This window comes from Roseomonas mucosa ATCC BAA-692, from assembly GCF_000622225.1.
In the GTDB taxonomy this organism is placed as follows: domain Bacteria; phylum Pseudomonadota; class Alphaproteobacteria; order Acetobacterales; family Acetobacteraceae; genus Roseomonas; species Roseomonas mucosa.
Genome location: NZ_JHWD01000003.1, coordinates 183,830 through 204,292 on the forward strand (window position 1 = coordinate 183,830; position 20,463 = coordinate 204,292).

18 protein-coding genes and 2 tRNA genes are annotated in these 20,463 nt (G+C 70.2%); 15 read left to right on the forward strand and 5 right to left on the reverse strand.

What is annotated here, in order from left to right; all coding sequences use genetic code 11:
- Positions 1–2: 2 nt before the first annotated feature.
- The 5 genes from serS (at position 3) to BT98_RS0105710 (ending at position 3,211) form a co-directional block, all read left to right on the forward strand.
- Positions 3–1,283 carry a serine--tRNA ligase gene (serS, locus tag BT98_RS0105690; protein WP_019459856.1) on the forward strand — a complete coding sequence of 427 codons (1,281 nt, stop codon included), beginning with the start codon at positions 3–5 and terminating at the stop codon, positions 1,281–1,283.
- A gap of 93 nt (positions 1,284–1,376) precedes the next feature.
- Positions 1,377–1,450: transfer RNA gene (locus tag BT98_RS0105695), tRNA-Pro, on the forward strand.
- A 49-nt stretch (positions 1,451–1,499) separates the two neighbouring features.
- The gene (locus tag BT98_RS0105700) at positions 1,500–1,811 is read left to right on the forward strand and encodes an ETC complex I subunit (protein WP_019459855.1); all 312 of its coding nucleotides are present in this window, start codon (positions 1,500–1,502) and stop codon (positions 1,809–1,811) included.
- 69 nt (positions 1,812–1,880) lie between these two features.
- Positions 1,881–1,957, forward strand: a tRNA-Arg gene (locus tag BT98_RS0105705).
- 99 nt (positions 1,958–2,056) lie between these two features.
- The gene (locus BT98_RS0105710) at positions 2,057–3,211 is read left to right on the forward strand and encodes an acetoin utilization protein AcuC (RefSeq protein ID WP_019459854.1); all 1,155 of its coding nucleotides are present in this window, start codon (positions 2,057–2,059) and stop codon (positions 3,209–3,211) included.
- A 22-nt stretch (positions 3,212–3,233) separates the two neighbouring features.
- Here BT98_RS0105710 and BT98_RS0105715 read toward each other — a convergent pair whose 3' ends face one another.
- The gene (locus BT98_RS0105715) at positions 3,234–4,379 is read right to left on the reverse strand and encodes a bifunctional 2-C-methyl-D-erythritol 4-phosphate cytidylyltransferase/2-C-methyl-D-erythritol 2,4-cyclodiphosphate synthase (RefSeq protein WP_019459853.1); all 1,146 of its coding nucleotides are present in this window, start codon (positions 4,377–4,379) and stop codon (positions 3,234–3,236) included.
- 386 nt (positions 4,380–4,765) lie between these two features.
- On the opposite strand from BT98_RS0105715, the gene dusB reads away from it, so the two are divergent.
- The 10 genes from dusB to BT98_RS0105765 all read left to right on the forward strand — a co-directional run bounded on the left by dusB (position 4,766) and on the right by BT98_RS0105765 (position 16,444).
- On the forward strand, positions 4,766–5,818 hold the full coding sequence (dusB, locus tag BT98_RS23400; protein ID WP_051004733.1) for a tRNA dihydrouridine synthase DusB: 1,053 nt from the start codon (positions 4,766–4,768) through the stop codon (positions 5,816–5,818).
- Between the two features lie 53 nt (positions 5,819–5,871).
- On the forward strand, positions 5,872–7,047 hold the full coding sequence (locus BT98_RS23405; protein WP_019459851.1) for a two-component system sensor histidine kinase NtrB: 1,176 nt from the start codon (positions 5,872–5,874) through the stop codon (positions 7,045–7,047).
- On the forward strand, positions 7,044–8,486 hold the full coding sequence (gene ntrC, locus BT98_RS0105730) for a nitrogen regulation protein NR(I) (RefSeq protein ID WP_019459850.1): 1,443 nt from the start codon (positions 7,044–7,046) through the stop codon (positions 8,484–8,486). Before BT98_RS23405 ends, ntrC begins: the two co-directional genes overlap by 4 nt.
- 87 nt (positions 8,487–8,573) lie before the next feature.
- Positions 8,574–10,853 (forward strand): sensor histidine kinase NtrY-like, encoded by a 2,280-nt coding sequence (locus BT98_RS23410; RefSeq protein WP_019459849.1) that lies wholly within the window; start codon positions 8,574–8,576, stop codon positions 10,851–10,853.
- The gene (ntrX, locus tag BT98_RS0105740) at positions 10,843–12,252 is read left to right on the forward strand and encodes a nitrogen assimilation response regulator NtrX (protein ID WP_019459848.1); all 1,410 of its coding nucleotides are present in this window, start codon (positions 10,843–10,845) and stop codon (positions 12,250–12,252) included. Before BT98_RS23410 ends, ntrX begins: the two co-directional genes overlap by 11 nt.
- An 89-nt stretch (positions 12,253–12,341) precedes the next feature.
- Positions 12,342–13,214 (forward strand): D-amino-acid transaminase, encoded by an 873-nt coding sequence (locus BT98_RS0105745; RefSeq protein ID WP_019459847.1) that lies wholly within the window; start codon positions 12,342–12,344, stop codon positions 13,212–13,214.
- Entirely contained in the window at positions 13,211–13,885 is a 675-nt protein-coding gene (locus BT98_RS0105750) for an HAD family hydrolase (protein WP_019459846.1), read from the forward strand. The genes BT98_RS0105745 and BT98_RS0105750 overlap by 4 nt, the downstream gene beginning before the upstream one ends.
- 93 nt (positions 13,886–13,978) lie before the next feature.
- Complete coding sequence (gene hfq, locus BT98_RS0105755) at positions 13,979–14,299, forward strand: RNA chaperone Hfq (RefSeq protein ID WP_019459845.1); 321 nt, start codon at positions 13,979–13,981, stop codon at positions 14,297–14,299.
- Positions 14,292–15,605 (forward strand): GTPase HflX, encoded by a 1,314-nt coding sequence (gene hflX / locus BT98_RS0105760; RefSeq protein ID WP_026032984.1) that lies wholly within the window; start codon positions 14,292–14,294, stop codon positions 15,603–15,605. Before hfq ends, hflX begins: the two co-directional genes overlap by 8 nt.
- Positions 15,606–15,610: 5 nt before the next feature.
- Positions 15,611–16,444 (forward strand): inositol monophosphatase family protein, encoded by an 834-nt coding sequence (locus BT98_RS0105765; protein ID WP_019459843.1) that lies wholly within the window; start codon positions 15,611–15,613, stop codon positions 16,442–16,444.
- Position 16,445: 1 nt separating this feature from the next.
- Here BT98_RS0105765 and mazG read toward each other — a convergent pair whose 3' ends face one another.
- The 4 genes from mazG to metG form a co-directional block, all read right to left on the reverse strand.
- Positions 16,446–17,285, reverse strand: a complete 840-nt coding sequence (gene mazG / locus BT98_RS0105770; protein WP_019459842.1) for a nucleoside triphosphate pyrophosphohydrolase — start codon at positions 17,283–17,285, stop codon at positions 16,446–16,448.
- A gap of 62 nt (positions 17,286–17,347) precedes the next feature.
- On the reverse strand, positions 17,348–18,133 hold the full coding sequence (locus BT98_RS0105775) for an MBL fold metallo-hydrolase (protein ID WP_026032982.1): 786 nt from the start codon (positions 18,131–18,133) through the stop codon (positions 17,348–17,350).
- Positions 18,134–18,146: 13 nt separating this feature from the next.
- On the reverse strand, positions 18,147–18,929 hold the full coding sequence (locus BT98_RS0105780; RefSeq protein WP_019459840.1) for a TatD family hydrolase: 783 nt from the start codon (positions 18,927–18,929) through the stop codon (positions 18,147–18,149).
- The gene (metG, locus tag BT98_RS0105785; protein WP_019459839.1) at positions 18,926–20,449 is read right to left on the reverse strand and encodes a methionine--tRNA ligase; all 1,524 of its coding nucleotides are present in this window, start codon (positions 20,447–20,449) and stop codon (positions 18,926–18,928) included. Before metG ends, BT98_RS0105780 begins: the two co-directional genes overlap by 4 nt.
- Between the last annotated feature and the right edge of the window lie 14 nt (positions 20,450–20,463).

Here is a 20,463-nt window from a genome sequence, read left to right on the forward strand (position 1 = left end):
CGATGCACGATATCCGCGCGATCCGCGCCAACCCGGCGGCTTTCGATACCGGCATGGCCCGCCGTGGCCTGCCGCCGGCCGCGGAGCGTCTGCTGGCGCTGGACACCGAACGCCGCACCGCCACCACGGCGGTGGAGGAGGCCCGGGCCGCCCGCAACCGCAAGAGCCGCGAGGTCGGCGTGCTGAAGGCCGCCGGCCGGCACGACGAGGCGCAGGCCCTGATCGACGAGCTGGCCGCCGGCGAGCGCGTGTCCGGCGAGGCCCTGTCCCGGGCCGAGGCGGCGCTGCGCGATGCGCTGGCGGAGCTGCCCGCCCTGCTGGCCGACGACGTGCCCGAGGGCGCGGACGAGAGCAGCAACATCGTGCTGCACCAGCACGGGGCGGCGCCCAACTTCCCCTTCCAGCCCAAGCAGCATTTCGAGCTGGGCGAGGCGATGGGGCTGATGGACTTCGCCGCCGCTGCGAAGCTGTCCGGTGCGCGCTTCACCGTGCTGCGCGGGGCGCTGGCGCGGCTGGAGCGGGCGCTTGGCAACTGGATGGTGAACCTCCATGCCGAGCATGGCTACGAGGAGGTCTCCGTCCCGCTGCTGGTGAACGACGAGGCGGTCTTCGGCACGGCGCAGCTTCCGAAATTCGCCGAGGACCTGTTCCGCACCACCGACGGCCGCTGGCTGATCCCGACCGCCGAGGTGCCGCTCACCAATCTCGCCGCCGGCGAGATCCTGCCCGATGCCGTGCTGCCGCAGCGCTACACGGCGTTGAGCTACTGCTTCCGCTCCGAGGCGGGCTCGGCCGGGCGCGACACGCGCGGCATGCTGCGGCAGCACCAGTTCATGAAGGCCGAGATGGTCTCCATCACCCGGCCCGAGGATTCGGCCGACGAGCACGAGCGGATGACCCGCTGCGCCGAGCGCGTTCTGAGCGAGCTGGGGCTGGTCTGGCGGCGGATCGTGCTTTGCGCCGGCGACACCGGCTTCGCCTCCAGCAAGACCTATGACCTGGAGGTCTGGCTGCCGGGGCAGGGGGCGTGGCGGGAGATCTCCTCCTGCTCCAACATGCTGGACTTCCAGGCCCGGCGGATGAACGCCCGCTACCGTCCGAAGGACGAGCCCGGCGGGAAGAAGGCCCAGCCGGCCTTCGTCCACACCATGAACGGTTCCGGCGTCGCGGTAGGCCGCGCGCTGATTGCGGTGATGGAGACGCACCAGCAGGAGGACGGCTCCGTGCTGGTGCCGGAGGTGCTGCGCCCCTGGATGGGCGGGCTGGAGCGCATCGGCCCCTGACGTCCCGCCCCACACACCCTGCGGCAAAGCCGCCGGGGTGCCTTGCGTCCGGGCCCGCCTGCCCATAGGTTCCGCGCACAAACCTTTCCGGCACGGGGCGTGGCGCAGCCTGGTAGCGCGCCTGTTTTGGGTACAGGAGGTCGTGGGTTCGAGTCCCGCCGCCCCGATACCGGCAAGGTTTCCTGGAATACGCCACAGGCTTCAGAAGGTACGGCGATGAGCAAGGCGCGCATCTACAGTCCCCCGAAAAGCGCGATGCAGTCCGGCCAAGCCCGCACCCAGGGCTGGGTCCTGCGGCACGTGTCCGACCAGCCGAAGCGAATCGATCCGCTGATGGGCTGGACCGGCTCCGCCGATACGGAGCAGCAGGTCGTCCTCCATTTCGATACGCTGGAGGAGGCCGAGGATTATGCCCGGGCGAACGGCATCGACTACGATGTCGAGGCCCGGCGTCAGGTCCCGGCCATGAAGCCCAAGTCCTATGCGGACAATTTCCGCTGGGGTCGCAAGCAGAACTGGACCCACTGATCGCCGCTGGTCGCTTCTCGCCCCGGTGATCCTGGGCTAGAGCAGAATCCGGCCAGGCGGCATCGCGCGGCGCCCTTAGCTCAACTGGACAGAGCAACCGGCTTCTACCCGGTTGGTTGGGGGTTCGAGTCCCTCAGGGCGCGCCAGTCCGCCGGTTGACATGTCACGGTCATTCCCTTGACATGGCGAAAGGACCACCGCCCCACCCCTCGACAGGGCGGGTGGCCCGCCGACAAGCCAGGGCGATGCAGCAAGAGTCCGACCCCGACGCCCCCCGGCAGCCCTCCGCGCTCCTGACCCCGCTCCTGATCGGGTCGGAGATCTATCGCCACTCCACCTATGGCGGGAAACACCCGCTGGCCATCGCCCGCGTCTCCACCGCCCTGGACCTGATCCGCACTCTGGGCTGGCTCGTCCCGGAACGTTATCGCGACAGCCCGATGGCCACGCCGGAGCAACTGGCCCGCTTCCACACGCCGGACTACATCGCCGCCCTGCGAAGAGCCGAGGCCGAGCAGGCAGCGGACGAGGCGGTGCGCGAGCGGCACCACCTGGGCGCCCATGGCAATCCCATCTACCGTGAGGTCTTCCGCCGCCCGGCGACGGGGGCGGGGGGTGCAATCCTGGCCGCCCGGCTGGTGCGCCATGGCGGCATCGCGCATGTGCCGGGCGCCGGCACCCACCACGCCATGCCCGACCGGGCCAGCGGCTTCTGCTACGTCAACGACGTGGCGCTGGGGATCTTCGCCCTGGTGGATGCCGGGCTGGAGCGCGTGCTCTACGTCGATATCGACGCGCATCACGGTGATGGCGTGGAACTCGCCTTCCACGACGATCCGCGCGTCTTCACCCTGTCGGTTCACGAGGCCAACCGCTGGCCCCGTACCGGCAAAGCCGAGGACCGGGCGGGCGGCCATGCCCGCAACATCCCGGTGCCGGAGGGCTTCAACGACAGCGAGATGGATTGGGTGCTCCGCAACGCCATCCTGCCCATCACGCGCCACCTGCGGCCGCAGGCGATCGTGTTGCAATGCGGCTCCGACGCGCTGGAGGAAGACCCGCTGTCCCGGCTGGCGCTGTCCAACAACAGCCATTTCGCGGTGGCGCGGGCGCTGCGGGGCCTGTCGCCGCGCCTCATCGTCACCGGCGGCGGAGGTTATAACCCGTGGTCTGTCGGGCGCTGCTGGGCGGGGGTCTGGGCCACGCTGAACGACCTGCCCATCCCCGCGCGTCTGCCGCCGGCAGCCGAGGCGGTGCTGCGCGGCCTGTCCTGGTTCCGCGCCGCCGGGCGGGAGCCGCCGGAACACTGGTTCACCACCCTGCGGGACCCGCCCCGCGCGGGACCCGTGCGGGCGGAGATCCGCGAGCTCTGCGCCATCACCCTGCGCGACCTTCCCTGACCGGGATGGCCGTGCCGGAGGATCAGTCCGGCAACAGGACCGAGACCGCCGCCTGGGCGGCGATGCCCTCGCCACGGCCGGTGAAGCCCAGGCGCTCGGAGGTGGTGGCCTTCACCGAGACGCGGCCGAGGGGGATGCCCATCAGCTCCGCCAGGCGGGCGCGCATGGCGGGGGCGTGGGGGGTGATCTTGGGGCGCTCGCAGATCAGGGTGACATCGGCATTGGCGATCAGCCCGCCGCGCTCCCGCACCAGCCCGGCCGCGTGGCGCAGGAAGCGGGCGCTGTCCGCATCCTTCCACTGCGCCTCGGAGGGCGGGAAATGCCGGCCGATATCGCCTTCCGCCATGGCGCCGTAGATCGCGTCGCAAAGGGCGTGGATGCCGACATCCGCGTCCGAATGCCCGTCCAGCCCCATCTCGTGCTCGATCCGGACGCCGCACAGGATCATCGGCCGGCCGGCCACCATCCGATGGACGTCATAGCCCGTGCCGACACGCGGCAGCAGGGCGCCGCGGCGGGCAGCCTCCAGCCGCTCCAGGTCGCTGGGATAGGTCACTTTCACATTCTCCTCCGACCCCGGCACCAGGGCCACCGAGTGTCCGGCCGCTTCCAGCAGGGCGGCGTCGTCCGTGGCGCCGACCGGCCCGTTCCGGTGGGCCTCCAGCAGCGTGGCGAAACGGAAGCCCTGCGGCGTCTGCGCCCGGAACAGGTTGTCGCGCGGCACGGTGCCGGCGATGACGCCCTCGCCGCACAGCTTCAGCGTGTCGCTGACCGGCAGGGCGGGGATCGCCCCGTGATGCCGCTCCAGCGCCTCGACCACCGCGCGGACCGTGCCCGGCCGCAGCACCGGGCGAGCGGCGTCATGCACCAGGACCACGTCCGGCGGATTTGCCGCCAGGGCCTCCAGCCCGGCTCGCACGCTGTCCTGCCGCGCGATGCCGCCCTGCACGGGGGGCAGGATGGGCAGGCCGTCAAGCAGGGTGCTCACCCGCCCCTCTTCCCCGGCGGAGCAGACGGGCAGCACGGCCTCCACCAGCCCGTCCGCCAGCAGCGCCTCGGCGGCATGGCGCAGCACCGGCCGGCCGGCCAGGGCAAGGAACTGCTTGGGCTCCGTGGTGCCGAAGCGCTGGCCGCGACCGGCGGCCACCAGAAGCGCGACGACGCGCATTCGCTTACTCCCCGTAGAATAGGGTCCTGCCGGATCGGGCCACGGGCCCGGAACCGGCATCCCAGGGCAGCGGCGCCCCGGCGGCGCAAACTAGCCGCGCGGGATGGCGGCGCCCAGGGGGGCAGGAGGGGCGACCGGCGGAAGGCCGGACATCCGCGCGGGAAGGCTGCCGGGAGCTGCCTTGTCGGGTGACACGTCGGAATGTTTCCCGATATCCCTTGCCCACGGGATTAATCGGTCGTCAGATTGTCATGGAGCGAGAGGCATTCTGCCGCGCGGATCGGCGCTTGACGATCTACCTGCCCAAGGGATAGGCATCCCGCATGGACGGTTCAGAAGATTTCTCGCCGGCCGTTTCCCCTGCGACCGAGGGAAACGGCTTCGGTATGTTGCGCCCGATAGACCTGGGTGGCGTCAGGATCGATTGCCCGGTGCTGCTCGCCCCCATGTCGGGGGTGACGGACCTGCCCTTCCGGCGCCTGTCACGCGAACTCGGCACGCCGATGGTGGTGAGCGAGATGATCGCCAGCCAGGCCATGGTGCGGGAGAACCGGCAGACGCTGAAGATGGCCGAGGTGGACGGCTTCGGCGGCCCGGCCTCGGTGCAGCTCGCCGGCTGCGATCCGCAGGTGATGGCGGAGGCGGCGAGGCTCGCCGTGGGCCATGGTGCCGCCATCGTGGACATCAATTTCGGCTGCCCGGTGAAGAAGGTCGCCCTCGGCCAGTCCGCCGGCTCGGCGCTGATGCGTGACGAGGTCGCGGCGGCGCGGATCCTGGAGGCGACGGCGCGCGCTGTCTCCGTGCCGGTGACGCTGAAGATGCGCATGGGCTGGGACCACAACAGCCTGAACGCGCCGCGCCTGGCGGTGATCGCGCGGGAAAGCGGCATCCGCATGGTCACGGTGCATGGGCGCACCCGTCAGATGTTCTACACCGGCAAGGCCGACTGGGACTTCATCGCCCAGGTGAAGGCGGTAGCCGGCATCCCGGTGATCGCCAATGGCGACATCCTGAACGCCGCCGACGCGGCCGAGGCGCTGCGGCGCTCCGGCGCGGATGGCGTGATGATCGGGCGCGGCGCCTATGGCCGGCCCTGGATCATGGGCGCGGTCGCGGCCCGGCTGCGCGGGCTGCCGGAAGGTGCCCCGGGGGGCAGCATGGTGGCGGAGGAGCCTTCGCTGGCGGAACGCTATGCCATCATGCTGCGGCACTACGAGGCGATGCTGGACCATCACGGCCGCGACCCTGGCATGCGCCTCGCCCGCAAGCATCTCGCCTGGTACTCCTACGGCCTGCCCGGCAGCGCCGAGTTCCGGGGGCGCGTGAACCGCGCCGACACGGTGGAGGCCGCGCTGGAAGAAATCCGGCGCTTCTGGGAGCCGCTGATCGAGAGCGGCGTCACCATCCAACATGGTCGCGCGGAGGCGATTGCCGCATGAGCGGAGCCGTCAGTGCCCTGATACGCCGGGTCACGCCCCGGGCCGGAAAGAGCATGCTGCCGCCGGAAAGCGCCGCCGTCCTGGCGGCGATCCCGATGCCGGTCGTGGTGCTGGACGAGGCGGACCGTTTCCATTTCGCCAACCCGGCGGCGGAGCTCTTCTTCGACCTGTCCTCGGTCTCGCTGGCGCAGCTCTCGCTGCACGACCTGCTGCCGCCGGACAGCCGCCTCTTCTCGCTGCTCCGGCAGGTACGGATCGCGGAGGCGCCGGTCTCCGACCACGACCTGATCCTGGAAAGCCCCCGCCTGCACAGGACGGACGTGACCGCCCATGGCGCGCCGCTGCCGGAACTGCCCGGCGCGGTGGTGCTGACGCTCCAGGACGGCTCCACGGCGCAGAAGCTCGACCGGCAGCTCAACTTCCGCGGCGCGGCGCGCGGCGCCTCGGCCATGGCGGCGATGCTGGCGCATGAGGTGAAGAACCCGCTTTCCGGCATCCGCGGCGCCGCCCAGTTGCTGGAACAGTCGGCGGAGGAAGGCGACCGCGAGCTCTGCACGCTGATCCAGGACGAGGTGGACCGCATCCGCGACCTCGTGGAGCGGATGGACATGTTCAGCGAGCGCCCGGTGGAACGGGGCCCGGTGAACATCCACGAGGCGCTGGGCCATATCCGCCGCGTGGCCGGAACGGGCTTCGCCGCCCATCTGCGCATCGTGGAGGAATACGACCCCTCCCTGCCGCCGGTGCTGGGCAACCGGGACCTGCTGGTGCAGGTGCTGCTGAACCTGGTGAAGAACGCCGCCGAGGCGGTGGACCCGGTGGAGGGCGAGATCGTGCTCTCCACCGCCTATCGCCACGGCGTCCGCATCGCCATTCCCGGCAGCGACGAGCGGGTTCACCTGCCGCTGGAGGTCTGCGTCCGCGACAACGGGCCGGGAATCCCGGAGGAGGTCCGGGCCAATCTCTTCGAGCCCTTCGTGACCACCAAGCGGGGCGGGCAGGGGCTCGGCCTGGCGCTCGTGGCCAAGCTGGTGGCCGATGCCGGCGGGCTGATCGCCTGCGAGAGCCGGCCGGGCCGCACCATCTTCCGCCTCGCCCTGCCGATGCCGCCGGCGGTGCCTGCCGCGCCCGCCACCCTCTCTCCCGCACTGTCTCCCGCGCTGTCTCCCGCTGGGGCCAAGAGCCGGTCCCCGTCTTCCCGCGCCGCCAAGGACCCCGCCGCACCGTGAGTGAGCAGACCATCCTGATCGCCGACGACGACCGGGCGATCCGCACCGTCCTTTCGCAGGCCCTGGGGCGTGCCGGCTACAATGTCCGCGCCACCTCCTCCGCCGCCACGCTCTGGCGCTGGGTGGAGGACGGGGAGGGCGACCTCGTCATCACCGACGTGGTGATGCCCGACGAGAACGGGCTCGACCTGCTGCCACGGATCAAGCGGATACGGCCCGACATGCGCGTGCTGGTGATGTCGGCCCAGTCCACCTTCACCACGGCGGTGAAGGCGGCCCAGCGCGGCGCCTTCGAGTATCTGCCCAAGCCCTTCGACCTGAAGGAGCTGCTCTCGGTGGTGGGGCGCGCGCTCACCACCCCCGTCCCCTCCGTCGCTCCGCCGGAGGAAGGGGAGAGCGAGCGCCTGCCGATCGTGGGCCGCTCCGCCGCGATGCAGGATATCTACCGCACGGTCGCGCGGCTCACGACCACCGACCTGACGGTGATGATCACCGGCGAGTCCGGCACCGGCAAGGAGCTGGTGGCGCGCGCCCTGCACGACTATGGCAAGCGCCGCACCGGCCCCTTCGTGGCGATCAACATGGCCGCCATCCCGCGCGAGCTGATCGAGGCGGAGCTGTTCGGCCATGAGCGCGGCGCCTTCACCGGCGCCCTGGCGCGCGGCGTCGGGCGCTTCGAGCAGGCGGCGGGCGGTACGCTGTTCCTCGACGAGATCGGCGACATGCCGCCCGAGGCCCAGACCCGCCTGCTGCGTGTGCTGCAGGAGGGCGAGTTCACCACCGTCGGTGGCCGCCAGCCGATCAAGGCGAATGTCCGCATCATCGCCGCCACCCATCGCGACCTGCGCCAGGCGATCCGGGCCGGGACCTTCCGCGAGGACCTGTTCTACCGCCTGAACGTGGTGCCCATCCGCCTGCCGCCGCTGCGCGAACGGCTGGAGGACATCCCGCTGCTCGCCCGCCACTTCCTGGAGCGCGCCCGCGCCGCCGGCCTGCCCGGCAAGACGCTGGACGAGGAGGCGATGGAGCGGCTGAAGGACCATTCCTGGCCCGGCAATGCGCGCGAGTTGGAGAACCTGATGCGCCGCCTCGCCGCGCTCTATCCGCAGGAGGTGATCGGCGCCGACGCGGTGGCGGCGGAGCTCACCGAGACGGAAAGCAGCCCGGCCCTGCCCGGCGAGCCGCGCAGCCCGGAGACGCTGGAGCAGGCGGTGGAGCGCCACCTGAACAGCTTCCTCGGCGCGCATCGCGACGGGATGCCGGTGCGCGACCTCTACGAGCGCGTGGTCTCCGAGGTCGAGCGGCCGCTGATCCGGCTGGCCCTGGCGGCGACGCGGGGCAACCAGATCAAGGCGGCGGCGATGCTGGGGCTGAACCGGAACACGCTGCGCAAGAAGATCCGGGAGCTGGAACTGCCCGTGGTCCGGGGCCTGTCCTGACGACATGGCGGTACGAGCCGCAGAAGCGGGTCTGACGCGGCGGCCGGGTTCTGGGGGGCGGCGGGGAACTGCTCTAGACTGCCCCCGATGAGCTCCGCCCCCGCTTCCCGCAGCCTCACCCGGCGCGCGGCCGACCTCCTCCTGGGCCGGGCGATGACCCTTGGCCTGGCGCTCGGGGCACTGCTGCTGGGGATCGGCACCTTCACCCTCCTGTCCAACGGCAGCCCCTTCGGCCCGACCCGGCCCGGGCAGGTCGCGGCCATGGTGCTGGTGAACGCGGCCTTCCTGCTTCTGCTCGGCGCCTCGCTGGCCGGGCGGCTGGTGCGGGTCTGGGCGGAGCGCCGCTCTGGCAGCGCCGGCTCGCGCCTGCATGTGCGGCTGGTGCTGATGTTCGGCGTGGTGGCGGTGGTGCCGGCGCTGCTGGTGGGCACCTTCGCGGCGGTCTTCTTCAACCTGGGCATCCAGGCCTGGTTCAGCGACCGCGTGCGCTCGACCCTGGAGGCCAGCCTCGTCGCATCCCGCGCCTATCTGGACGAGCACCGCAACGCCATCCGGGCGGACGCGCTGGGCATGGCGGCCGACCTCAACCGCGCCTCCATGCTGCTCCAGAGCAACCCGGAGGCCTTCGGGCGGCTGCTCGCCACCCATACCGCCATGCGCGGCCTGACGGATGCCATCGTCTACGAGCCGGTGCTGGGCACCGTGGTCGCCCATGCCGGCCTTTCCACTGCCACGGTCATGCCGCCGCTGGAAAGCTGGGCCTACGAACTGGCCCGCTCGGGCGAGGTCGTTGTGCTGCCCAACGAGTCCGACGAGCCGCGGGTGCAGGCGCTGGTGATGCTGGACATCGCGCCGGGGCTGATCCTGCAGATCGGCCGGCCGGTGGATTCCGGGGTCCTGGAGCACATGCGGGCCACCGAGCGGGCCTTCCAGGCCTATGACCAGCTCGACCGCAACCGGTCCGGGCTGCAGATCACCTTCGCCATGATCTTCGCCATCGCGGCGCTGCTGGTGCTGATGGCGGCGGTGCTGATCGGGCTGGTCCTGGCCAACCAGATCGCCCGGCCGATCGCACGGCTGATCAACGCGGCGGAGCGGGTGAGGGGCGGCGACCTCTCGGTCAAGGTGGAGGAGGGGCCGCAGAACGACGAGGTCGCCTCCCTCTCCCGCGCCTTCAACCGCATGACCAACCAGCTCGCGGCCCAGCGGTCGGAGCTGATGGAGGCCTATCGCCAGATCGACGAGCGCCGGCGCTTCACCGAGACGGTGCTCTCGGGCGTTTCCGCCGGGGTGGTGGGCCTGGATACCGAGGGGCGGGTGAACCTGCCCAACCGTTCCGCCTCCGACCTGCTGGGCAAGGACATGGAGGCCGCCATCGGCCAGCCCCTGGCCGAGGTGGTGCCGGAATTCGCGCCCCTGGTCCGCGCCGCCACCGCCGCGCCGGAGCGGGAGCAGACCGCCGAGATCCGGCTGGGCGCCGCCCCGGAGCGGCGCACCCTGCTGGCCCGCATGGGCGCGGAGGTGCAGGCTGGGCAGGTGGTGGGCTACGTCCTGACCTTCGACGACATCACGGCCCTGCTCTCGGCCCAGCGCAAGGCCGCCTGGGCCGACGTGGCGCGGCGCATCGCGCATGAGATCAAGAACCCGCTGACCCCGATCCAGCTTTCGGCGGAACGGCTGAAGCGGCGCTACCTGAAGGAGATCGCCTCCGATCCCGAGACGTTCCAGGCCTGCACCGACACCATCGTTCGGCAGGTGGGCGACCTGCGGCGCATGGTGGACGAGTTTTCCGCCTTCGCCCGCATGCCGCAGCCGGTGATCCGGCCCGAGGACCTGTCGCGGCTGGCGCGGGAGGCCATGGTGCTGCAGCGGGATGCGCATCCGGCCATCGCCTACGAGACCCATTTCCCGGAGAATGGCCCCATGGTGCCCTGCGACCGGCGCCTGCTGAACCAGGCGCTGATCAACCTGCTGCAGAACGCCGCCGACGCGATCGTGATGCGGCCGGAGGGAGAGGCCGGCGGGCGCATCGCCTTCACCGTCTCGGTGGAGAAGGATGGAGCCGCCTTCATCGTCGAGGACAACGGTGTAGGCTTGCCGACCGGCGAAGACAGGGACCAGCTCACGGAACCGTACGTGACCCACAAGGCGAAAGGCACCGGTCTGGGCCTTGCCATCGTGAAGAAGATCATGGAGGACCATGGTGGCCGGCTGACGCTGAGCGACCGTGGGGACGGTCCGGGGGCGCGGGCGTCGCTCTTCCTGCCTTTCGCGCCCCCGGGAGACAAACCGGGCGAGAAGAGGGAGGGTCATGCCGTGCCAGGTGAGACTGCCAGGGAAACGGAGAGCCTGCGTCATGGCGCATGACATCCTGATCGTGGATGATGAGCCCGACATCCGCTCCCTGATCGAGGGCATCCTGCAGGATGAAGGGTACGAGACGCGTTCGGCGCGCAATTCGGACGAGGCTCTGGCCTCCTTCCGGCAGCGCCGGCCGAACCTCGTGATCCTGGACATCTGGCTGCAGGGTTCGCGCCTCGACGGGTTGGGCATCCTCCAGGCCATCCATGGCGAGGAGCCACAGGTGCCGGTGGTGATGATCTCGGGGCACGGCACCATCGAGACGGCGGTCCAGGCGATCCAGCAGGGCGCCTACGACTTCATCGAGAAGCCTTTCCAATCGGATAGGCTGCTACTCGTGGCCTCGCGCGCCCTGGAGGCCGCGCGGCTGAAGCGGGAGAACAGCGAGCTGCGCCTGCGCAGCGGGCCGGAAACGGAGCTCGCGGGCGTTTCCTCCGCCATCGCCCAGCTTCGCCAGGCCATCGAGCGCCTGGCGCCGACCGGGTCGCGGGCGCTGATCACCGGCCCGGCCGGCTCCGGCAAGGAGGTCGCGGCGCGGATGATCCACGCCCGCTCCAAGCGCGCCGCCGAGCCCTTCGTGGCGCTGAACTGCGCCACGCTGAACCCGGCCCGCTTCGAGGAGGAGCTGTTCGGTGTCGAGGGCGGGACGGACCCGGCCACCCAGCCGCGCCGCGCCGGCGTGCTGGAGCGTGCCCATGGCGGCACGCTCCTGCTCGACGAGGTCGCGGACATGCCGCTGGAGACCCAGGGCAAGATCGTCCGGGCGCTGCAGGAGCAGGGCTTCGAGCGCGTCGGCGGCTCGACCCGGGTGAAGGTGGATGTGCGCGTGCTCGCCACCACCAACCGGGACCTCGCCGCCGAGATCGCTGCCGGGCGCTTCCGGGAGGACCTGTTCTACCGCCTCGCCGTGGTGCCGCTGCGGGTGCCGCCGCTGCGCGAGCGGCGGGAGGACGTGCCGGTGCTGGCGCGCTCCCTGATGGCCCGTTCCGCCGAGGCCGCCGGCATCCCGCCGCGCGAGATCAGCGAGGACGCCATGGCGGCGATGCAGGCCTATGACTGGCCGGGCAATGTCCGCCAGCTACGCAACATCGTGGACTGGCTGCTGATCATGGCGCCGGGCGGAGCGGGCGAGAGTATCCGGCCGGAGATGCTGCCGCCCGAGATCGGCTCCGCCGCCCCGGCCATGCTGAAGCTGGATCGTTCCAGCGAGATCATGACCCTGCCGCTGCGCGAAGCGCGCGAGCTCTTCGAGCGGCAGTATCTGGAGGCGCAGCTGTTGCGCTTCTGCGGCAATATCAGCCGCACAGCGAATTTCGTCGGCATGGAGCGCAGCGCGCTGCACCGGAAGCTGAAGTTCCTGGGCGTGAGCGCCGACGAGCGCGCCAATGCCAGCGTGGGGGCCTGAAACGGGCCCCTGACCGGGCCTTCAGTCTTTTTTGCCCGGGTTGCGGGCCTGATGGGAGACCCCGGAGGGAAAGCCCCCGGGGACAGAGGATGTCGCGTATTGCCTATGTGAACGGCCAGTACGTTCCGCAGCGCCAGGCCAGCGTGAACGTGGAGGACCGGGGCTACCAGTTCGGGGACGGGATCTACGAGGTCGTCCATATCTACAAGGGCCGCTTCATCGACGAGGACCGCCACCTCGCCCGGCTGGAACGCAGCCTGCGCGAGATCCGCATCCCGATGCCGATGTCCCTGGCGGCCCTGCGCTCCGTGCTGCGGGAGCTGGTGCGGCGGAACCGGATCGCCGAGGGGCTGGTCTACATGCAGGTGACGCGGGGCGTGGCGCCGCGCGACCATGCCTTCCCGAAGAAGCCGGTGCCACCCGCGGTGGTGATGACGGTCAAGCGCATCCCGCCCTATCCGGCCAGCATCGAGGGCTGGAACCTGAAGGCCATCACCGCCCCGGACGAGCGCTGGGCGCGACCGGACATCAAGACCGTGAACCTGCTGCCCAACGTGCTGGCGCGGCAGGCGGCGAAGGAGCAGGGGGCCTCGGAGGCCATCCTCTTCGACCCCGGCACGAAGGAGGTCATGGAGGGGGCCGCGACCAGCTTCTGGATCGTGGACGAGGCCGGCGCCATCCGCACCCGGCGCCTGGACCAGCACATCCTGCCCGGCTGCACCCGCGGCGCGCTGATCGGCGAGATGCAGGCGGCCGGCATCCGCTTCGAGGAAGGCAGCTTCACCCTGGACGACCTGGCCCGGGCGCGGGAGGCCTTCATCACCTCCGCCACCTCCTTCGTGAAGCCGGTGGTCGAGGTGGATGGCAGGCCGGTGGGCGACGGCAGGGCCGGGCCGGTGGCGCGGCAGCTCTTCGACCTCTTCGCCCGGCATGTGAAGGGCGGTCTCCCGAACGCCGCGTGAGCGCCCTGGACACGCTGCCGCGCGCCATCGTCTGGGACTGGGACAACACCCTGGCCGATGGCTGGCCGGCCATCATGGCCGGGCTGAACGCCGCCTTCTCGGCCTTCGGCCTGCCGCAATGGACGCTGGAGGAGGTGCGGGCCAATGTCCGCAAGTCGCTCCGGGATTCCTTTCCCGCGATCTTCGGCGCTGAATGGACCCGGGCGCGGGACATCTTCTATGCCGAGGTCCGGGCGCGGCATCTCGTGGTGCTGGAGCCCATGCCCGGTGCCGGCGCCCTGCTGGCCGAGGCCGCGCGGCATGTCCCGCTGGCGGTGGTCTCCAACAAGCAGGGGCCGCTGCTTCGGGCCGAGGCCGCGCAACTGGGCTGGACGGGCCATTTCCGCGCCCTGGTCGGGGCAGGGGACACTGTGGCCGACAAGCCCTCGCCGGAGCCTATCCGCCTTGCCTGTGCCGCCTGCGGCATTTTGCCGGGGCCGGATGTCTGGTATGTGGGGGATAACGCCCTGGACATGGAGGCCGCGCGCCGCGCCGGCTGCCGGGGCGTGCTGCTGGGCCTCGCCGAACATGACGGCGGGCTGGCGGCGATCACGCGGGACGGGGATTACCCGGACGCCGAAATGATGCGTTCCGCCCTGCTGGGGCTTGCATTGGCGGCGCGCTTGGGCTGAACCTCGACCGCTTGGGGTGCGGGGGTGCCGCACCCTGTTTCCAGGAGAGGGCCGGGCAAACCGGCTCCGCTCACAAGAAGAAGGACCGAGCCAATGGCCGCCGAGAAGTCCCAGAACGTTCAGGACGTGTTCCTGAACCATGTCCGCAAGAGCAAGACCCCCGTCACGGTGTTCCTCGTGAACGGCGTCAAGCTCCAGGGCATCATTACCTGGTTTGATAATTTTTCCGTGCTGCTTCGTCGCGACGGGCATACCCAGCTCGTCTACAAGCACGCCATCAGCACGGTCATGCCGGGTGCTCCGATCCAACTCTTCGATGCCGCCTCGTCGGGTCAGCAGGCGCCCGAGCGCCCGCTGCGCGAGACGACCATGACCCTGCAGCGGGAGCCGCAACCTGTCGGCAGTTCTGACTGACACGCGCGGCGGGCCGACGCCCGCCGCCGTCATCCTTCCCTGGGAGAAGCCCGCCCGTACCGGACCGGACTTCCCCGGGGCCAGCCGTGCCGCCGAGGCGCGTCTCGCCGAGGCGGTGGGCCTTGCCGCCTCCATCGGCGTCGCCATCGTCCACAGCGCGGCCCTTCCGCTGCGCACCCGGCGCCCCAGCACGCTGCTGGGAGAGGGGCAGGTGGAATCCGTCGCCCTGGCGGTGAAGGAGCACCATGTCCAGGTCGTGGTGGTGGACGCGGCGCTGACGCCCGTCCAGCAGCGCAACCTGGAGCGCGCATGGGGCTGCAAGGTCATCGACCGGACCGGCTTGATCCTGGAGATCTTCGGCGAGCGCGCCCGTACGCGGGAAGGCTCGCTGCAGGTCGAACTCGCGCATCTGGAATACCAGCGCACCCGGCTCGTGCGGTCCTGGACCCACCTGGAGCGGCAGCGGGGCGGCTTCGGCTTCCTTGGCGGCCCCGGTGAGTCGCAGATCGAGATCGACCGCCGCCTGATCGGCGAACGGATCGTCAAGCTGAAGAAGGAACTGGAGCAGGTGCGCCGCACCCGCGGCCTGCACCGCCGGGCACGCGAGAAGGTGCCGCATCCGGTGGTGGCCCTGGTCGGCTACACCAATGCCGGCAAATCCACCCTGTTCAACGCGCTCACCGGCGCCAGCGTCTATGCGCAGGACCAGCTCTTCGCGACGTTGGACCCAACCATGCGCGCGATCCGTCTGCCCAGCGGGCGGACGGTGATCCTGTCGGACACGGTGGGCTTCATCTCGGAACTGCCGACCCAGCTCGTGGAGGCCTTCCGCGCCACGCTGGAGGAGGTCGCCGCCGCCGACGTCATCCTGCATGTGCGCGACGTGGCGCATCCTGACTCGGCCGCCCAGCGCGCCGACGTGCTGGAGGTGCTGAACGAGATGGCCGAAGGGCCGGACGCGGCACTGGACCCGGAATGGACCAACCGCATGCTGGAGGTGCTGAACAAGGCCGACCTGCTCGGCGGGCTGGACCAGGCGGCCGAGCGTGGGGCAGGGGAGGCGATCGCCGTCTCGGCCCTGACCGGCGAAGGGCTGGACCGGCTGCGCCTTGCGCTGGACGAGCGGCTTTCCGCCGGCATGGTGGTCACGGATGTCGCGGTGGAGCCGGCCGACGGCGCCACCGTCGCCTGGCTCTACCAGAATGGCGAGGTCCTGGCCCGCGAGGATGGCGAGGATGCCATCCATCTGCGGGTCCGGCTCAGCCAGGCCGATCTGGGACGTTTCGAGACACGCCAGGAACCCTGACACCCATGACCATCAACGCCCGGGCGGTGACCGACATCGCCCAGTTGCTGCGCGAGGCCGCGCAGCGCGAGATCATGCCCCGCTTCCGCCGGCTGGCAGAGGGCGCGGTACGGATCAAGACTGGCCCGACCGACCTGGTGACCGATGCGGACGAGGCGGCCGAGCGCCATATCGCCGCCGGACTTCAGGCCATGCTGCCGGGCTGCGTGGTGGTGGGCGAGGAAGCGACCGCCGCCGAGCCGGCGCTGCTGGACCGGCTGGCGGATGCGGAACTGGCCTTCGTGGTCGATCCGGTGGACGGCACCGCGAATTTCGCCGCCGGCGTGCCGCTCTTCGGCACCATGGCGGCGGCCTTCCAGCGCGGCGAGGTGATTGCCGCCTGGATCCATGACCCGGTAAGCGACGACACCGCCGTGGCACTGCGCGGTGAGGGCGCCTGGAACGAGGCGGCGGACGGTACCCGGACCGGCGCCCTTCGGGTGGCCGAGCCGGTGCCGGTCGGCCGCATGGTGGCCGGGGTCTCCTGGACCTATCTGCCGGAGCCGCTACGCTCGCGCGTGGTGACCCGCCTGCCGGGGCTGGGCTCGACCTTCCATTTCCGCTGCGCGGCGCATGAATACCTGCTGCTGGCGAGCGGCCATATCCACGCGACCTTCTACAACCGGCTGATGCCCTGGGACCACGCTCCGGGCTGGCTGCTGCACCGGGAGGCCGGGGGCCATTCCGCCCAGTTCGACGGCAGCCCCTATGACGCGGCACGGGTGCGGGCCGGCGGCCTGATCTGTGCGCCGGACCGTGACTCCTGGCAGGAGCTGCGGGACAGCCTGCTGGGCGGGTAGATCAGCTTCGGCGCTCCGCCGCCTTGGCGGACTGCCAGAGGGCCTCCATCTCTTCCAGCGAGGCGTCGCGCGGCGCGCGGCCCTCGCGGGCCAGGGCGGCCTCGATGGCGCCGAAGCGGCGCTCGAACTTGGCGTTCGCCCGGTGCAGGCACTGTTCCGGATCGAGGTCCAGCTTCCGCGCGAGATTGGCGAGGACGAAGAGCATGTCGCCCATCTCGTCCTCCAACCGGGCACGGTCGGAGCCTGGCAGCTCGGCCCGGAGCTCCGCCGTTTCCTCCGCCAGCTTCTCCAGCACGGATTCCGCATCCGGCCAGTCGAAGCCCACCCGCCCGGCGCGGCGGGTCAGCTTGGCGGCGCGAGTCAGGGCGGGGAGGGCGTCCGGCACCCCGGCCAGCGTTCCGGTCTCGCCGCGCTTCGCCCGTTCGGCGGATTTGCGGACCTCCCAGGCCTCGGTCTGGGCCGCGGCATCGGCGATTTCGGCCGAGCCGAAGACATGCGGGTGCCGCGCCAGCATCTTGTCGCCGATCGAGCGCGCCACGTCGGCGAAGCGGAAATGTCCGGCTTCCTCCGCCATCTGCGCGTGGTAGACGGCCTGGAACAGCAGGTCGCCCAGTTCGTCGCGCAACGCCGGCCAGTCGCGGCGGGCAATGGCATCCGCGACCTCATAGGCCTCCTCGATCGTATAGGGCGCAATGCTGTCGAAATCCTGCTCCTGGTCCCAGGGGCAGCCATCCGGGGCCCGGAGCCGCGCCATGATGTTCAGCAGGCGCCGGATTTCCCGGGCGTCGTCATCCCGGGCGGGGGTGTCCAGAGCTGGGGAGGGTGGATTGGCGGGGTTCATCGGCCTGTCCATCTAGTTTCGATAATATATATTATGTAAAATGCTGCGTAGCCGGGAATGCTTCAGCGGCTTTCCAGCACCAGCCCGTCATGGGCCGCCTCGATGCCTTCCGGCAGATTCGCGCGCATCCAGGCCCAGTCCAGGTCGGGTCCCATATGCGTCAGCACCGTGCGGCGTGGACGCAGCCGCTCAACCCACCGCAGTACCTGTTCCAGATGCGCATGCACCGGATGCGGCCGCCGACCGAAGCAATCGACCACCCAGGTATCGAGCCCGTGGAGCTGCTCCAGGCTTTCCTCCGGCATCACCACCACATCGGTCGAATAGGCGAAATCGCCGATCCTCAGCCCCAGCGTGTCCATCACCTTGTGGTCCTGTCGGAACAGCCGGACCAGAAATCCCGCAGCCTCGATCTCCTGCCCCGCATCGATCTCCACCGGCACCAGCGCCGGGCGGTAGAAGGTCGGCGTCGGCTCGCGGAAGGCATAGTCGAAGCGCCGGGCCGCATCCTCCAGCGTCGCCGCCGTGCCGAAGCATGGCAGGGCCCGGTCCATCAGCCGGTTTAGCTGCCGGACGTCGTCCAGCCCCATGACATGGTCGGCATGGGAGTGAGTCAGCAGGATCGCGTCCACCCAGGCGCAGCCCACGGCCAGGAGCTGAGTCCGCATGTCGGGCCCGGCATCGACCAGCAGGGTCCGCCCATCCGGCGCCTGCACCAGGATGCTGGAACGGCTGCGGCGGTTGCGCGGCTCGCCGGGGTCGCAGGCTCCCCAGTCGCCACGCCCATCCGCGCCGCCGATAATCGGCACGCCCCCGGAACTGCCACAGCCCAGGATGGTAATTTTCAACAAGAACAGCTCCTTAGGCGATCTTCTTGAAAAGCCTTCTGACGTTTCCTGTGGTCAGTGCGGCAAGCTCTTCGAGGCTCATCCCCCTGACTTCGGCCAGTTTCCGGGCCGTGTGCATGACATAGGCCGGCTCGCAGCGCTTGCCGCGGAAAGGAGCCGGCGCGAGATAGGGCGAGTCCGTCTCCACGAGCAGGCGATCCGCTGGAAGATCGCGCGCCACATCCCTGATATCCTGACTTTTCGGGAAGGTCAGGATGCCGGAGAAGGAGACATGGCCCCCAGCCGCCACGACCTCCTCCGCCAGTGCGCGACCGGACGAGAAACAGTGCAGCAGCACGTCGAAAGCCCCGCCCGACTCACGCTCCTCGCGCAGGATGCGGGCCGTGTCCTCGTCCGCCGCGCGCGTATGCACCACGACCGGCAGGTCGAGGCGCCGGGCTACGCGGATATGGCGCCGGAAGCTCTCTGCCTGGATCGATGCGTGTTCGGCCGCGTAGTGGTAGTCCAGTCCGGTCTCGCCGATGCCCACGACGCGCGGATGATCGGCGGCGGCGGCGATCTCGGCCTCCTCCGGCATCGGCACCTCGTGGATGCTCAACGGATGCACGCCGACCGTGCCCCAGACATCGGGGAAGCGCTCGATCAGCCCCCTCACCGCCTCCGCCTGGGCGATCTTGGTGCCGATGGTAATCATGCGTCCCACGCCTGCCTCGCGGGCGCGGCCGACCACCGCCTCGACCTCCTCCTCGCCGAAGTAGTCGAGGTGGCAGTGGCTGTCGGTGATCGTTTCGCTCACGCCTCGACCTCGATCTTGCGAAACAGCGGCGTGGGCGGCGGCAGCACTGTGCCTTCCGGCAGGGCCTTGAGGGTGGACAGCGTCCGCTCCCCCTCGCCCACGCCGAGTTGGTCCAGCAGCGCCCCCATTGTGTCCGGCATGAAGGGCAGCAGTACCGTGGCCAGCATCCGCAGCGTGGTGTGCAGGTTGCGCAGCACCGCACCCATGCGCTCCGGATCGGTCTTCTTCAGCGACCAGGGCTTCTGCGCGTCGATCCAGGCATTGCCCAGGCGCACGACCACCCAGATCCGCTCCAGCGCCTCGTGGAAGGCCTGGCGGTCCAGCGCCTCGCCCACCGAGTCAGGCAGGCTGCCCATGGCCTCCAGCAGTTCGCGGTCATCCTCCGTCGGCGGGCTCAGCGGTGGCAGCCGGCCATCGCAGTTCCGCTGGATCATCGACAGGGTGCGTTGCGCCAGATTGCCAAGATCGTTCGCCAACTCATTGTTCAGGCGGGAAATCAGGGCCTTCCGGCTGAAATCGCCATCATTGCCGAAGGGCACTTCGCGCAGCAGGAAATAGCGCATGGGGTCGAGGGCGAATTCCTCCACCAGCGCCACGGGGTCGATGACATTGCCCAGCGACTTGGAGATCTTGCGGCCCTCATTGGTCCACCAGCCATGGGCGAAGACGCGCTTCGGCGGCGGCAGGTCGGCGGCCATCAGGAAGGCTGGCCAGTAGATGGCGTGGAAGCGCAGGATGTCCTTGCCGACGAAATGCACATCGGCCGGCCACCAGGGTGCCTCGCCGGGATAGCCGGCGGCGGTCAGGTAGTTGGTGAGTGCGTCGAGCCAGACATACATGACGTGCTTCTCGTCGCCCGGCACCGGCACGCCCCAGGTGAAGGAGGTGCGGGAGATCGAGAGGTCCTGCAGCCCGGCCTTCACGAAGCTCAACACCTCGTTGCGGCGGGGGTTCGGCGCGATGAATTCCGGATGGGCCTCGTAGAATTCCAACAGCTTCCCGCCCCATTCGCTCAGGCGGAAGAAGTAGGAAGGCTCCTGCGTCCACTCGACCGGGGCGCCGGAGGCGATGGCATAGCGCTGGCCATCGCGCTCCTCGATCTCGTCGGGGCCGTAGAAGGCCTCGTCGCGGACGGCGTACCAGCCCTCGTAATGGCCCAGGTAGATCTGGCCCTTCTCCACCAGCCGCTGCCACAGCGCGGCGCAGGCCTTCTTGTGCCGCTCCTCCGTGGTGCGGATGAAGTCGTCGTTGGACAGACCGTCCAGCTTCGCCAGGTCACGGAAGGCCTGGGAAACGCGGTCGGTGAAGGCCTGCGGGTCCTCGCCCGCCGCCTGCGCCGCCTTCTCCACTTTCTGCCCATGCTCGTCGGTGCCGGTCAGGAACAGCACGTCATAGCCGGCCATGCGCTTCCAGCGTGCCAGCACGTCGGCGGCGATGCCCGTATAGGCGTGGCCGATATGCGGCTTGTCGTTCACGTAATAGATCGGGGTGGTCAGAAAGAAGCGCTGCGCTTCGCCCATCGGTCGCGTTCCCA

Bases quoted from the DNA above. Each gene is read 5' to 3' on its own strand.
- serS (WP_019459856.1), top strand. From the start codon at position 3: ATGCACGATATCCGCGCGATCCGCGCCAACCCGGCGGCTTTCGATACC.
- BT98_RS0105700 (WP_019459855.1), top strand. From the start codon at position 1,500: ATGAGCAAGGCGCGCATCTACAGTCCCCCGAAAAGCGCGATGCAGTCC.
- BT98_RS0105710 (WP_019459854.1), top strand. From the start codon at position 2,057: ATGCAGCAAGAGTCCGACCCCGACGCCCCCCGGCAGCCCTCCGCGCTC.
- BT98_RS0105715 (WP_019459853.1), bottom strand. From the start codon at position 4,379: ATGCGCGTCGTCGCGCTTCTGGTGGCCGCCGGTCGCGGCCAGCGCTTC.
- dusB (WP_051004733.1), top strand. From the start codon at position 4,766: ATGTTGCGCCCGATAGACCTGGGTGGCGTCAGGATCGATTGCCCGGTG.
- BT98_RS23405 (WP_019459851.1), top strand. From the start codon at position 5,872: ATGCTGCCGCCGGAAAGCGCCGCCGTCCTGGCGGCGATCCCGATGCCG.
- BT98_RS23410 (WP_019459849.1), top strand. From the start codon at position 8,574: ATGAGCTCCGCCCCCGCTTCCCGCAGCCTCACCCGGCGCGCGGCCGAC.
- ntrX (WP_019459848.1), top strand. From the start codon at position 10,843: ATGGCGCATGACATCCTGATCGTGGATGATGAGCCCGACATCCGCTCC.
- BT98_RS0105745 (WP_019459847.1), top strand. From the start codon at position 12,342: ATGTCGCGTATTGCCTATGTGAACGGCCAGTACGTTCCGCAGCGCCAG.
- hfq (WP_019459845.1), top strand. From the start codon at position 13,979: ATGGCCGCCGAGAAGTCCCAGAACGTTCAGGACGTGTTCCTGAACCAT.
- BT98_RS0105765 (WP_019459843.1), top strand. From the start codon at position 15,611: ATGACCATCAACGCCCGGGCGGTGACCGACATCGCCCAGTTGCTGCGC.
- mazG (WP_019459842.1), bottom strand. From the start codon at position 17,285: ATGAACCCCGCCAATCCACCCTCCCCAGCTCTGGACACCCCCGCCCGG.
- metG (WP_019459839.1), bottom strand. From the start codon at position 20,449: ATGGGCGAAGCGCAGCGCTTCTTTCTGACCACCCCGATCTATTACGTG.